Annotated in this window: 13 protein-coding genes; 9 read left to right on the top strand and 4 right to left on the bottom strand. The window is 65.4% G+C overall.

The window, feature by feature from the left end; genetic code table 11:
• The first annotated feature begins 146 nt into the window (after positions 1-146).
• Complete coding sequence (locus tag ACWGO6_RS07610) at positions 147-623, top strand: hypothetical protein (protein WP_452326346.1); 477 nt, start codon at positions 147-149, stop codon at positions 621-623.
• Here ACWGO6_RS07610 and ACWGO6_RS07605 read toward each other — a convergent pair.
• From ACWGO6_RS07605 to ACWGO6_RS07595, 3 genes are all read right to left on the bottom strand, one after another.
• Positions 620-1,519 (bottom strand): thioredoxin family protein, encoded by a 900-nt coding sequence (locus ACWGO6_RS07605; RefSeq protein WP_452326345.1) that lies wholly within the window; start codon positions 1,517-1,519, stop codon positions 620-622. The two genes, ACWGO6_RS07610 and ACWGO6_RS07605, sit on opposite strands and share 4 nt — an antisense overlap.
• 53 nt (positions 1,520-1,572) lie before the next feature.
• The gene (locus tag ACWGO6_RS07600; RefSeq protein WP_452326344.1) at positions 1,573-2,490 is read right to left on the bottom strand and encodes a DUF4238 domain-containing protein; all 918 of its coding nucleotides are present in this window, start codon (positions 2,488-2,490) and stop codon (positions 1,573-1,575) included.
• A gap of 174 nt (positions 2,491-2,664) precedes the next feature.
• Positions 2,665-3,114 (bottom strand): hypothetical protein, encoded by a 450-nt coding sequence (locus ACWGO6_RS07595; protein WP_452326343.1) that lies wholly within the window; start codon positions 3,112-3,114, stop codon positions 2,665-2,667.
• A gap of 83 nt (positions 3,115-3,197) precedes the next feature.
• Here ACWGO6_RS07595 and ACWGO6_RS07590 point away from each other — a divergent pair, with 83 nt between their 5' ends.
• The 5 genes from ACWGO6_RS07590 to ACWGO6_RS07570 are packed head-to-tail and all read left to right on the top strand — an operon-like array spanning position 3,198 to position 8,750.
• Complete coding sequence (locus ACWGO6_RS07590) at positions 3,198-3,938, top strand: TnsA-like heteromeric transposase endonuclease subunit (protein WP_452326342.1); 741 nt, start codon at positions 3,198-3,200, stop codon at positions 3,936-3,938.
• A gap of 48 nt (positions 3,939-3,986) precedes the next feature.
• The gene (locus ACWGO6_RS07585) at positions 3,987-6,005 is read left to right on the top strand and encodes a Mu transposase C-terminal domain-containing protein (protein ID WP_452326341.1); all 2,019 of its coding nucleotides are present in this window, start codon (positions 3,987-3,989) and stop codon (positions 6,003-6,005) included.
• 24 nt (positions 6,006-6,029) lie between these two features.
• Entirely contained in the window at positions 6,030-7,097 is a 1,068-nt protein-coding gene (locus tag ACWGO6_RS07580; protein ID WP_452326340.1) for an ATP-binding protein, read from the top strand.
• 31 nt (positions 7,098-7,128) lie between these two features.
• Entirely contained in the window at positions 7,129-8,121 is a 993-nt protein-coding gene (locus ACWGO6_RS07575; protein ID WP_452326339.1) for a hypothetical protein, read from the top strand.
• Positions 8,118-8,750: a hypothetical protein gene (locus ACWGO6_RS07570; RefSeq protein ID WP_452326338.1), complete on the top strand. Its 633-nt coding sequence runs from the start codon at positions 8,118-8,120 to the stop codon at positions 8,748-8,750. Before ACWGO6_RS07575 ends, ACWGO6_RS07570 begins: the two co-directional genes overlap by 4 nt.
• A gap of 346 nt (positions 8,751-9,096) precedes the next feature.
• On the opposite strand, the gene ACWGO6_RS07565 is transcribed toward ACWGO6_RS07570, so the two are convergent.
• Complete coding sequence (locus ACWGO6_RS07565; protein WP_452326337.1) at positions 9,097-10,317, bottom strand: ROK family protein; 1,221 nt, start codon at positions 10,315-10,317, stop codon at positions 9,097-9,099.
• A gap of 100 nt (positions 10,318-10,417) precedes the next feature.
• Between ACWGO6_RS07565 and ACWGO6_RS07560 the strand changes: the two genes are divergently transcribed.
• The 3 genes from ACWGO6_RS07560 to ACWGO6_RS07550 are packed head-to-tail and all read left to right on the top strand — an operon-like array spanning position 10,418 to position 13,568.
• Positions 10,418-11,761 carry an ABC transporter substrate-binding protein gene (locus tag ACWGO6_RS07560; protein ID WP_452326336.1) on the top strand — a complete coding sequence of 448 codons (1,344 nt, stop codon included), beginning with the start codon at positions 10,418-10,420 and terminating at the stop codon, positions 11,759-11,761.
• Entirely contained in the window at positions 11,758-12,690 is a 933-nt protein-coding gene (locus ACWGO6_RS07555; RefSeq protein WP_205820304.1) for a carbohydrate ABC transporter permease, read from the top strand. The genes ACWGO6_RS07560 and ACWGO6_RS07555 overlap by 4 nt, the downstream gene beginning before the upstream one ends.
• On the top strand, positions 12,690-13,568 hold the full coding sequence (locus tag ACWGO6_RS07550) for a carbohydrate ABC transporter permease (RefSeq protein ID WP_376101441.1): 879 nt from the start codon (positions 12,690-12,692) through the stop codon (positions 13,566-13,568). Before ACWGO6_RS07555 ends, ACWGO6_RS07550 begins: the two co-directional genes overlap by 1 nt.
• Positions 13,569-13,572 lie beyond the last annotated feature (4 nt).

Raw genomic sequence — 13,572 nt, 5'->3', positions numbered from 1 at the left:
ACCATACTCCGAAACGGTCAGGGCGGCAAATACTCCGCATGCCGTCGTCTCGTCACGGGAGAGGTGTCACCTCGAACGGACTCAAGCCGCGCATGTAGATGCTGAGAGGGCATGCGCTCGGCGGCCCTCATGATCAGAAAGTCGTCATGCGTCTTCACATCACTCCCATCTCTCAGATCTCGGCCGACGGCACCCCCGCGTGGACGAGGTTCCACGGGCCGCTCGACACGGAGGTGACCTCCGACGGGGACATCGTCATGGACCTCCTCGACCTCATCGAGATGGGGAACGCCACCGCCCGAATCCGAAGCTGGGTACGAGCCCGTGGTCTCCGCGTCCAAGGGGCCGACATGACCACGGCGGTTCTCGTCCTCTCGGCGTGCTCGGTCGGGATGGCTCTCGATGAAGAAGCTGGCCAGGACCAGATCCATGACGTCGCCGAAGCGATGATGGAATCCGGCATCGACTTCCGAGTGCTCATGAACGGCGATTTCGCCATCGCGCAGTTGAACGACTACTTCGATGGACGGTTCGCCACCCCCGAGGGTCAGGCGGCGAAGGGCGCGCGGCGTCTCGGACGTGTCAGTCAGGAGAGGCTCGCCGAGTACGTCGCCGCGGCCTAAGCCAGATGCTGGCCGAGAGCTGACTCCAGGTCGGCCATGGACGAAGCGCCATCCATCGTCGCGACGACCTGGCCGCCGCGGAGAGCGACGAAGTGGGGGACGACGTCGTCCACGTACTGGCCGTTGAGCCTCGGGTTCTCGTCCGACGTCACGGTGAGCACCTTGACGTTCGGGGAGTGCTTCGCGGCGAAGGCCTCCAGCATGCGCTGAACGTCCTCCCAGTGTTCGCCCTGCCAACTCGGTGCCAGGCCTACGACAACGACGCCTTGATGTGCATGGATGAGCTCGTCGAACGTGGCGTCCGTGGCCTTCTGCGAGTACCTCTTCGGGGATGGGCCTCCGGTGTGCGGATTCAACTTCGGGTCACGTGTCCGCTCAAGGAACCGGAGCTGCTTGCGGCCGGTCAGCCGTTCGGGCTCCGCGCTAGCGAAGCGGAGTCGAGGCGGCCACACATAGGTGACGGACTCGTCGCGCCAGGGGAACAGCGGCGACAGCCATTGCACCGTGACGAAGAACCCGTCACCGCGTTGCAGCGGAACCCGAAACTCATCGGCGCGAGCAGGGGATCCGAAGTGCGTCGTTCCGGCTTCGAAGGCCTGCACCAGGAGTGAGTCTCCACGGTTGAGAGGATTCGACACAGGGTCGCCGGAACCCCACATGGCGAACCCGTTGTCATCCACGGCTCCGTAGGAGATGGTGGCATTCCGCACAGCAGATGATCCACTCGACGTCGCCACGATGTTCAACGACGGCGTGAGCGACGCCATCACGGACACCGAGAACGCCAGTTTCGGCCGGCCAGCGATGGCCCAGGCAACGCCGGCGATGGCGATGAGCCCGGCGATGACGGTGATGATGTTCGCGATGAGGCCGAACCAGAACATGAAGTCGTTCATGGCTCGAGCCTGGCATATGACGTGTGCCGCCAATCGGAGAGACGGTTCCGGGGCTATCCGGTGGGGTTGGTTCTCCCGCCAAGCTGCGCGAGCGCCGCGAACTGTTCAGGGACGAGCGCGGCGTCATCTGGATGGTGGAATACTCGCTCGCTCGCGTTCATCACGGTGCGAAGGTTGAACTCGCCCTGGTGATGGGGGTGACCGGAGATCGAGGTGTCGCGCGCGCCGCCGATGACCTCTTCTAGTACGCCGGGGCGAAAGTGTTCAGGCCGCGGCCGGAACATCTGCAGGCCCAGACGGCGATTCAACGGGAAGAGCAGCGCGTACGCGTTCTCCAGGCCGAGCGGACCGTCGTCCTCGGACATCGGGTCAGGCATCGGTGTGACCGGCGCGTCCGACGTGATGAGGGCAGGTTCGTCGAACCGCACCAGCCGCCAGCGACGGATGACGAAGAGGTAAGCGATCTCAGCCAGTCCGGTGGACATCTGGCTCAGGTGGCCATCGAGGGCCTGGGACTCGTCCAGGCCCTCGGTCAAGAACCCCAGCCCATCGGGCGCGCCTCGGAGGCTCATTAGCCGGGCGAGCTCGTCTGGGTCTGTGGCTGCGAGTTGGCGAACGACAGTGTTCATGGCCTGATGTAATTGACGGCGGTGGTCGGGACCACGCATGAACTGCAGGGCGAGGTAGGCGGCGAACACCGCGCGCTCCTCTGGCGCGAGTGGCCAGAGTCCGTTGTCGATCTTCGTGAGGAGCGGCTTCGCCCGGTCTTCAACGGTGGAGAGGGCGTCCTCGAACCCGTTTGGATCCTCGGCGCTAGGCGACGAGTAGAAGTACCTCTGGGTCGTCGCGTCCTTGATGGATATACCGTGAACCTTCGAGGTTCGGACGTTGATGGCGGTCATCCTTAGGCCATCTGCGAACCCTTCGAGGTACATTCGCGGCACCGTGTGGTGCTGGATCTGTCCAGGCATCGAGCCACCTCCATCTGTCCCGTTTTTACGCCGTAATCCTGCCGACGTTCAGGTCGGCGCGTGTGCGTCAACGACGGCATGCTAACGGCGAACTGACGAAAAGAGGGGCTTGCGCGTGTCGCAAGTGCGGCATAAATTCCGCTCATGATAATGACGACGGCTCGACCAGAGCTGCTAGTCGGTGCGAGGGGGTGGCTGGGGCGATCGCTGACCGGCCTCCATCCTCGCGCGCCGTTCCTGCGTCATTCGGTCCTCGATCATGCGCACGACGTCGGCGGATTGGCCTCGAAGCATCCAGTAGTCCAGACGCGCACCGATCAGGACTCGCAGTCGACCGATGTCTTCGAGTTGCATGACGACCCGCCCCGACAGCATCTTCTGGAGACGGTCGTAGGTCATGTCCAGCGCCGCCGCGAGCTTGATGATCCGAGTGTTGCTCGACTCCGGCATGTAGAGCTTCAACACCCCACGGCAGAGCAGGTGCTGGAGTTCCGCGGCATCCCTCTGAGCCAGCTCGCGAGGTGTGGCGTCTGCGGGAACGGCGGTCCACTCGAGGTTCTTCTTGCGCCCGAACTCGCCCGGATCCACGGCAAAGTCGCGCGGAATGTAGCGGGGATTCGTCACCTGATTCATCCTAACGAAACTGGATCGAGCCAAAAGACATGATTCCTCTACAGGCCTCGAAGGTGCCGCGCACACGACGATACGTGAGCAAGAAAAAAGGAATCTCCCGGACCGTCGGAGACGGATTCGACCGCATCGAGTGGCTTGATGCCGAGCAGCGCAAGCGCTCCATCCGCGCCTATGACCCCGTCGCGGCTGACGCCGTCGTCCCCGGCAACCGTACCCGGCGCCCGGGCAAGGGCGTGGGACAGAAGACGTTCCAGGGGCACTACTGGTGCGCAGGTTCGGGAAAGCACGTCTTCCACGAGTCGATGCTCGAGTTCACCAGCATGATGCTCATCGACCACCTGAACGACATCGTCGCGCTGTTCGCCCAGCCGATGCTGCTCACCTTCGCTGACGGGACGTTCCACTACCCCGACTTCTTCGCGATCCTCGTGGGCGGCGAGCGGCTTCTCATGGATGCGCACTCCGAGTCCCTGACTACGGACGAAGACCGCCACAAGTTCGAGCTCACGCGGTCGATGTGCGAACGACTCGGCTGGCGCTACGTCCTCCTCAACGACCTGACCACCATCGTCAGCTGGAACCTCGAGTTTCTCGCCCGGTATCACCACCCGCGGTTCGCGCCCTCGGAGAAACTGCGGACCACGGTCCTCGGGCTCGCCGCCTCGCACGCGACCCTCGGCCGCCTCATGGGCGCCCTGCGAACGACGAAGCCCGGCGAGAACATCCCTGCGCTGATCCACATGTTCTGGAAGCGCGAGCTCTCCTTCGACCTAACCCTCCCCCTCACGCCAGAGACGCCCATCTGGGTGGCGTGACCTTCCCTGACCCGCAACACAACCACGCCAAGAAATCGGAGCACCACAATGTCCGCGCCCATCACCATCACCATCGGCCAGACCATCCACCTCGACACCGGCGACTTCACCGTCGTCGGATGGGGCGGCGGCAACTTCCGACTCCGCAACGAACTGACCGACGAGTACGAGATCGTCGACCAGATCGACCTCGCCCGTCAGATGCGCGTTGAACTGAAGCTCGCCGCCCCGACCTCGACCGAGGAGAAGCCGAAGGCGAAGCACACCCTCAGCGAGATCGTCGATGACCTCGACGAGGCCACCCTGTTCCTCATCCCGCACCTGCAGGAACTCGTCGACGGCACCCCGGCCGTCGGCGACGAGCCGCGGGAGAAGTACGCCGCAGGCGTCCCGATGACCTCCAAGCTGCTCTCCAAGGCCAAGGAGCTCAAGGAGGAGCACGGGTTTCTCATCAGCGACGGAACCCTGAAGCGGCGCATGCTCCACTTCCGCAAGGGCGGCATCGCCGCGCTCCGCGACGGACGCACGGTCCGACAGGAACGGCCCCTCCGACGCGCGGATGAGAAGGTCACGGAAGCCCTCGCTGAACTCATCGCGAGCTACGTCGGCCGCTCGAGCCCCACGTACACCCGCATCCGCGCAGAACTGCACCGGAAGCTCATCAAGCAGTTTCCCAACCCCGAGGGGCGCCCTCAGCTGCCGTCGCTGAAGACGGTCGAGCGTTACGTCATCAAGCTCGCAGGCAACCAGAACCCGGTGAAGCCGGCCCGCCAGCGTGAGACCGCGGCGCTGTCGCCAACGAACCAGCACCGTCCCCGTGCGGTGAGCGCCCCCGGCGACGAGTGCCAGATGGACAGCACCATCCTGGACTGCCTCGTGCGGTTCCCGAACGGCAACATCCGCCGTCCGCACCTGACCATCCTCGTCGACAAGCGTACGCGGACCATCATCGCGCACAACTTCACCGAGGGAGCCGCCAAGGGCTTCGACCACGCGACGCTCCTGGCCAACGCGCTCGTCCCGCGGCGCCTGCGCTCCTGGTCGACGTACTACGACACGCTCGGTCTGCCTCAGATGCCGTGGTCGGCGCACCTCGACGTCGAACAGCTCAAGGAGTTCGACACGCACCGACCGTACATCTTCCCCAGGCGCATCCTCACCGACAACGGCACCGACTACCGCTCCAACGTCTTCCGGCTCGCGTGCGAGCGGTACGGCATCCACCTCACGGAAGCGCCCAAGAAGTCGCCGGCGAGCAAGCCCATCGTCGAGCGCACGTTCCACACCATCAAGACGCACTTCACCCAGTACCTCGAGGGGTACACGAGCGGCAACATCGAGTCCCGCGGCGAGAAGATCGCCTCCGAGGCCGTCCTCGACCTCGATGTTGTCCGAGAGCTCTTCGACCGCTGGGTCGGGGTGGTTTACCAGAACAAAACACACCGAGGCCTCGTCGACCCCATCAACCCGGACCAGCGTCACACCCCGAACTCCATGTTCGCCGCGTCCATCGAGATCTCCGGTCACTTCGTGCTCGCCTGGGAGGAGGAGGACTTCATCTCCCTGATGCCGCGCGAGACCCGCACGGTCCAGGCGAACGGTGTCGAGATCAACAACCGCAAGTACGACAGCCCGCACCTCGCGCTGCTGCGCGGCAAGAAGACTGCCGAAGGCGAGGGCAAGTCCGTCGATGTCCACTACGACCCGAACGACCTGAACCGCGTGTGGGTGCGGGCCGCGAACGATAGTTGGATCGAGTGCACGTGGAACCGCCAGGCAGGAATGTCTCGGCCGCTCGAGCGCCTTTACAACCAGCGCGTGAACGACTTCACCCGCGACAACGTCGCCTTCAACGCGGCTGAAGCAGACGACCAGATGCTCGAGCTCCTGGACGCGATCATCTCCGAGAACGAAGAGCTCAAGCGGCAGGCGGCCGAGGAGGAGAAGGCCCTTCAGGAGGACGAGCGACGACAGCGTCGGAAGAACACCATCGCCAGCGCGAAGGAGCGAGCCGACGACGGCTTCGGCGACTTCGGCGACGACGTCCCCGACCTGCGCATCGTCTGAGACCTCACGCCCAAAAGGACCATCATGAACACCACACTCGACTTCGAGCTCGGACACTTCGACCGCGTCGAAGCACTCGAGCATCTGCTTGAGAACCACGCGCCGTCCGCGCCGGAGACTGCGACCATCGAGGAGTACCTGAGCTGGACGCTGAAGAAGCGCCTCGAGTTCAACGACCGCCGGAGCCTGCGCATCGCTGACTCCATCGTCGTGGAGACCCCATCGATGCAGCAGCTCATCAAGCAGTGCCGGCTAGCGGCACGCTTCTCGCACCGTGACGTGGGCCGGACTGGAGTTCTGCTGTCGGGGAAGGCCACGGCGGGAAAGACGACGGCAGCGATCCGTGCGATGGTCGACGGCTTCCACCGGCACACCGCGAGGTACCCCGAATGGAGGGACCTCAAGCACCACCCGGTCGTGTACGTCGAGGTCCCCACCGGATGCAACGGCAAGAAGCTGATGGGGCGCTTCCTTTACTTCTTCGGTCAGCCCGTCCTCGACCGGATGACGCTGGAAGAGCGCACCCAGAGGGTCACCGAACTGCTTCAGGACCACAGGACGTCCCTCATCGTCATCGACGAGATGCAGAACCTCGCCGGAGTCGCGAGCACGGGGCGGTGGGAGTCCGCGCAGGCCATCAAGAACCTCCTCAACTCCGTGAAGGCCGTCCCGCTCTACGTCGGTATGAATCTCGACCGTTCTTCGCTGACGACAGGGGACCTCGGTGCGCAGCTCGCAGGCCGGAGCACGCTGGTTCAACTGGGGAAGATGGAGATCCGAACCGAAGAAGGCCAAAGGTTGTGGATCGCCGTCATCGACAGCTTCGAGAGGCAGCTCGGACTCATGAACCATCCGGAGCGTACGCTCCGGCCCCTGGCGCGGTACCTCCACACCCGGACGCGCGGCTACATCCGGGGCCTCTCCAGGTTGTTGACGGTCGCGGCGCTCGAACTCATCGACAACGACGACCCGCACAGCGAGACCATCACGAAAGAGCTCTTGGTCGGCATCCAGCTGGACCTGACAACCGAGCGGAAGGTCGACCTCGCGGAAGCCGTCGAAACTGAGCAGGGGGCGCGTCGTGCTGCCTAAGCTCCGCGTCTTGCCGGCGCGTGTGCGCCCGATGCAGTACGAGACGGTCGAGAGCTACGCGACGCGAGTCCGCGACGCCAACCGCATCAGCAAGACTGTGTGGGTCCAGTGGCTAAAGCCTTACGCGCTCGTGCTCGGGCACGATCCGCGCCGGACCTCCGCAGACCTGCTCGAACAAGTGACCGGTATCGCCCGCGGCCACTTCGCGCGTACCGCGGAGATGCTCCCATCCCACGAAGACGGCGCTAGCTGTGTTCACTGCACCACCGGGCTGAACGACCGATACGGCTGCACTCGCTGTTCGGGAGGAACTGAGGTGATCGAAGAGGCTCACGACGGTTCGCGTGTCTGCCGGCGGCATTCTCGATGGGTCGGTCCCGGTACTGTGTCGGACGCACAGTTTCAGGTCGGCGCGAACATCATCAAGGCGGACCGGGTCTACCGGAAGCTGCGCGCCGACGGCGTTCTCGACGCGCACCGGCTGGCGGAGATTCTCGGCTGGGTCGACCTCTGGGTCGAAGCGGAGACGCTGGCGCTCGACGCTGCTCAACGCTTCGAAGTTGCCGTTCGACTGGCGGCGAGAGTGCTCCGTCCTGGCCGTATCGCTGCAGCCGAGCGCGACCCCGCGACACGATACGCCGAGCTCGACGCCGTCGTCTCCACGGTCGTGAATGAATCCGCCGCCGTGCTCGTGGACGGGATCTGGCATCTCCTGCGGACCGCCGCCCACGCCGGAGCCGACCTTCCTGTGGAACCCGGGGACCCCGCCGATTGGCGCCGAACAGCCGAGAACCACACCTCGTTCGAGGACCAGGGCGACGTGAACGCCGACATCGCCAACGGAGCGATTGCCATCGCGGGGCACTTCGAGCTTGGCTACTCCAGTCAAGACTGGGTAGAGACTTTCGAAGGGCGCATCGTTCTGCTCGACGTAAACCCCTCGGGTCAATGGCTGTTCCTCCCGGAGCGCGTCGGGGAGGAGGTGGCGATGGCGCTCGCAGACCGGATCGCAGGAGCGATATGACGTCCGATGCCCTCATCGAGGGACGGATGATGCTGAGCACGATTGCCGGGCTATGGTTCGGGCGGAAGGTTTGGTTGCCGAAGGACCCGAAGCCGACTGACAGCAGTTGGGTGGATGGAACGCACCGCAGGAACATCGACGGAATCACTGACCTCTACCGAGGACGTCTAGCGAGTGAGCGGGCCGGCATCGAAGCAGTGCGACGACGGGCCGAGTTCGCCCTCACCGCCGTCATCGCTGCCGCAGGACTGAGCGCCAGTGGATTCGAACGTCTGATGGCCGCATCGGCGTTCAGCTCGCTTCCGCTCCTTTTGTGGCTTGGCGGTCTCGCGGTCGAGATCTTCGCGGTACTGGTTTTCGCAGGGGTCGCGGTATCGAGCAAATCGATAGGCGAGGTGGACGTTACCGCGTACAGCGCCATGAAACACGGAACGAGAGAGGAGCTTCGACAGTACGTATTGGCCACCCAAGTGACTTCTCGTACCCGTCGCGCTGTAGTGACGGTGTTCAGGGATGCGTTCCTTGTGGCCTTGCTCGGACTGATGCTGTTCGGTGGGGCTCACCTCGCAGCGTGGATGACGCCCGTTCCCGCTGACCCTCCCGTGGTCGTGAACATCGTGACTCCCTGAGCGTGGCAGGGGGCTTGGCTTGGGCGCTGGAGTCCGCTCCAGCGGGCTCGCCGTCAGAGTTTCGCACTGGAGCATCTTTTCTGACGCGAAGGCCGCGTACCCAGTTCGACGGTTCTCACTGATTGCATAGAGCAGGCGCTACTTAGTTGGTGCAGGTCGGAGGTCACCTCATAAGTGAGGGCGGAGCGTCGGACCTGAGCCGCAGCATCCGGAACGAAGGAGATCTCGCGTTCTGAAGGACCCCATCCCCAGGATGCTCCTTCACAACGCGAGATCTCCTTCGCGTTGTGCGAGGCCGGGCGGGGCGGCGAGACCGGCGGACGAGTCGCCGCGGACTGACCCTGCGCTACGCGGTCGCGCGCAGGCGTTGCTCGGCGAGGAGCGGCACGGTGCGTTCGCGGGCGGCGCGCCGCGCGGTGGCGACCGCGCCGACAGAGACGACCTCGGCGCCGAGCGTGGAGGCGAGGATCTCGGGCGCGGGGAGGTGCAGCTCTTCCGGGAGGATGCGTCGGGCGGCGGCGAGCACGGGCTCGATGCTCTCGGCCACCGCGCCGCACACGACCACGCGTGCCGGGTCGTACATGCTGCCGAGCACGCCGACGATACGAGCGACCACTGCGCCCACGCGTTCGGCGACGAGCAGGGCGTCGGGGTCACCGGACGCGGCGAGAGTCAGCACGAGGCGCGGGTCGATGCGCTCCGCCTCCACCAGGCGGCCGAGCGCGCCGTCGGCCGGAACGGCGCCGGAGGCCACAGCCGCTCGCGCCGCCTCCTGCAGGGAGTACGGCAGTCCGTTGGCGGAGCCGACTCCGACGATGTGGTCGAACACGACGCCCTCGCCCACCCCGCCGTGGGCCCCGTGGAGCACGTGCCCGTCGACGACGACCCCGCCGCCGTAGCGCTCGCTCGAGAGCAGGGCGACGTAGTCCCGGCATCCGATGGCCGCGCCGAGTGCTCCCTCGGCGACAGCGGCGAGCTGTGCATCGTTCTTGATCTCGACGACGGGTGCCCATGCGCCCAGCGCCTCGGCGAGGCCGGGGTTGGTGCGTTCCCAGAAGCCGTCGGGGTGCGGGGGTGAGATGCCGTCACGATCGACGGGTGCCGCGACACCCACGCACACGGCCAACACGCGGTCGCGGGCGACTCCCGCCTCGTCGAGTGCGGCGCCCAGGCATTCGACGATCAGCGCGCGCCGTGCGGCCGCGGACTGCGTCTGGTCGGCCGCGACGCGGTGATGAACCAGGGTCTGGTCGAGCGGATCGGCCACGGTGACCGCGATGTGGGTGTCGCCGGCGTCGATGCCGACCACGACGCCGAGGTCGGGGGAGAGCGCGAATCGGCGGGCGGGGCGCCCCGAGCGGTAGCTTCCGGCCACGCGGGCGTTCGGGAGCTCACGGAGCACCTCCGCGCCGACCAGGGTGTCGATCGCATCGATCGCGGTCGAGCGGGTCAGCGAGGTGCTCGCCATGACGTCGGTGGCGGTGAACTCGCCCGCGTCCCACGCGAAGCCGAGGATGGCGCCGACGCTCGCGCGCCCGGTGCCGAGTCCCGCGGAGACTTCTGTCACGCCCCTTGCCTTCCTGTCGCCCGAATGAGAGAGTACCGTTCATCAGAGTAAATTCGCTCACTAGATTTACTTTGCGGATCTACCCATCGAAAGGACGACGGTGTCTGTTGAACGAACACGCGCGACGCGGCTCGTAGCCGCAGCCCTCGGCGCGACGCTGGTCGGCACCGCCCTCGCAGGCTGCTCCGCCGACTCGGGGGCGGAGACCATCCGCTTCACCTTCAGCAAGCGCGAGGCGATCGAGTTCATGACCGCCCTCGTCGCCGACTACAACTCCTCGCAGAGCGACGTGAAGGTCGAGATCGACACTTCGGGAGTCGACGTCGTCTCCGCCAGCTTCGTGCGCGGCAACCCGCCCGACATCATGCTGGCGAACTACAACTACGAGGTCGCGAGGTTCGTGCAGCGCTGCGCACTCACCGACCTTTCCGAGACCGACGCCGCGGCGAGCATCCGCGACGACCTGCAGCCGCTGATGGATCAGTACGGTTCGTGCGAGGGGCGGCAGAGCGCCCTGCCGTACTCGGTGATGGCCGCATCCGTCATCTACAACAAGGACATCTTCGAGGAACAGGGCCTCGAGGTCCCGCAGACCTGGGACGAGCTGCTCGCCGTCTGCGACCAGCTGAAGGCCGCGGGCATCGACCCGTTCTACGGCACCTTCAAGGACGACTGGACAGTCGGTCAGGGCTGGTACGACTACACGGCGGGAGGCTCGGTCGACGTCATCGAGTTCTTCGACGCGCTCGCCGAGGAGGGCACCGCGGTCGGACCGGATTCCGAGGTCTCGTTCGAGAAGGACTTCGCCGAGCCCATGGACCGGATGCTGCAGCTCGCGAACGACTACACCAACGCGGATGCCGCGAGTCGCGCCTACGGAGACGGGAACCTGGCCTTCGGGAAGGGCGAGGCGGCCATGTACCTGCAGGGCCCGTGGGCGTTCAGCGAGATCGCGAAGACCGCGCCCGACCTGGCCCTCGGCACCTTCCCGCTCCCGATGACCGACGACCCCGCCGACCTCGAGGTGCGGGTCAACATGGACCTCGCCGTGATGATCCCGGAGGAGTCGCAGCACCAGGAGGCCGCCCGCGATTTCCTCGAGTACCTGTATCTGCCTGAGCACATCGAGGAGTACAACGCCTCGCAGCTCGGCTTCACCCCGACGAAGGATGCTCCGGCTCCGGAAGACCCTCGAATCGAGGGGATGATCCCCTACTACGAGGAGGGACGGATCTATCAGGGGCCCTCCGTGCTGGTGCCCAAGACCCTCCCGATCTTCAACTACGCACAGGCGATGGTGCTCGGGGCCTCCCCGGCGGGCATCCTTCGCACCATGGACGCGGACTGGGCGCGCATCGCCTTCCGCGCCCCCATCCCTTCCACCGGCGAAACCTCGTCCGGCGACGCTTCCGCACCCGGCGAGACAGAGGAGTCCGCGCCATGACCACCACGACGGCCCCGACCGACACGACCGCGATCGTCACCGGCGGTGGCGCACGCACGCTCCGTCGGCGCAGCCGCCGGGTCGAGCCCATCTACTACCTGTTCCTGTTGCCGACCCTCGTGATCTTCACCCTCGCGATCACGGTCCCGGGTGTCATCGGCATCTTCTTCAGCTTCACCGATTCGATCGGCATCGGCGCGTGGAGTTTCAACGGCTTCACGAATTACATCGCCCTGTTCAGTGATCCGGCGATCCTGCAGAGCTACCTGTTCACGTTCGGCTTCTCGATCGCCACGGTCATCGTGGTCAACGTGATCGCGTTCCTGCTCGCGGTCGGCCTCACCTCCCGCATCCGCTTCAAGACGGGGCTGCGCACGATCTTCGTGATCCCGATGGTGATCTCGGGCATCATCATCGCGTACGTCTTCAACTTCCTCTTCTCGAACTCGATCCCCGCGGCGGGCGCGGCGGCCGGCATCCCGTGGTTGGAGACGAGCCTGCTCGCCAACCCCGACCTGGCCTGGGTGGCCATCGTGATCGTCACCGCCTGGCAGGCCGTACCCGGCACCCTGCTCATCTACATCGCGGGACTCCTGTCGGTGCCCGGCGAGGTCTACGAGGCGGCCAGCATCGACGGCGCCAGCAGGACGCAGCAGCTGACCCGCATCACGATCCCTCTCGTCGCGGGCTACGTCGTGATCAACGTGATCCTCGGATTCAAGGGTTTCCTCAACGCCTACGACATCATCGTCGGCCTCACCAACGGCGGACCCGGAACCTCCACCCGGAGCGTCGCGATGACGATCATCGCGGGCTTCAACGGCGGCGACTACGCCTATCAGATGGCCAACGCGACCATCTTCTTCATCGTCGCCGTGCTCATCTCCCTCCTCCAGCTGTCGCTGACGCGCGGAAGGAACGCCCTCTGATGTCGACGCAGACGATCACCACGCAGACCGCTTCCGGCAAGAAGCCGCGCACCCGTATGGAGCGCGTGAACTGGTCGGGCACGATCATCCTCATCCTGTGCGCCGTCACGGTGCTGCTGCCGCTGTACGTCACGATCTCGATGGCATTCAAGACGACGGGGCAGGCTGTCGACGGCAATGCGTTCTCGCTTCCCGCGCCGTTCAGCATCGACGGCTTCGTGGAGGCCTGGAACCTCACGAAGTTCCCGGTCGGAGCCGGCATCTCGCTCCTCGTCACCGCCGGGACCGTGGTCGCGACCATCGTGCTCGCGGCCTTCGCGTCGTACGCGATCGTGCGCAACTGGGACCGACGCCTGTTCCGCTACTCGTTCTTCTACCTGCTCGCGGCGATGTTCATCCCGTTCCCCGTCGTCGCCCTGCCGCAGATCCAGCTCACCGGACGCGTCGGGCTCGACAATCCGCTCGGTGTGATCATCCTGGCGACGATGTTCCAGCTCAGCTTCAGCGTGCTGCTGTTCACCGCGTTCCTGCGTTCGATCCCGATCGAGCTCGAGGAGAGCGCCCGCATCGACGGAGCCACCACGTGGCAGACGTTCTGGAGGCTGATCTTCCCGCTGCTCGCTCCGATGAGTGCGACGGTCGGCATCTTCGCCTTCCTCTACGCCTGGAACGACTTCATGATGCCGTCGCTGATCATCTCCGATCCGGCGATGCAGACCCTGCCCGTGCGGCAGAACCTGTTCCAGAACCAGTTCAGCAACAACTACAACGTGTCCTTCGCCTCGTACCTGATGGCGATGGCCCCGGCGATCCTGGCGTACCTGTTCACGCAGCGCTTCGTCATGGAGGGCGTCACGCAAGGCGCCGTCAAGGGCTAGGGAT

This window comes from Microbacterium sp. NPDC055665 (assembly GCF_053618035.1).
Note: the sequence above shows the minus strand (reverse complement) of the source record. Positions and strands in the feature narration are given on the sequence as shown.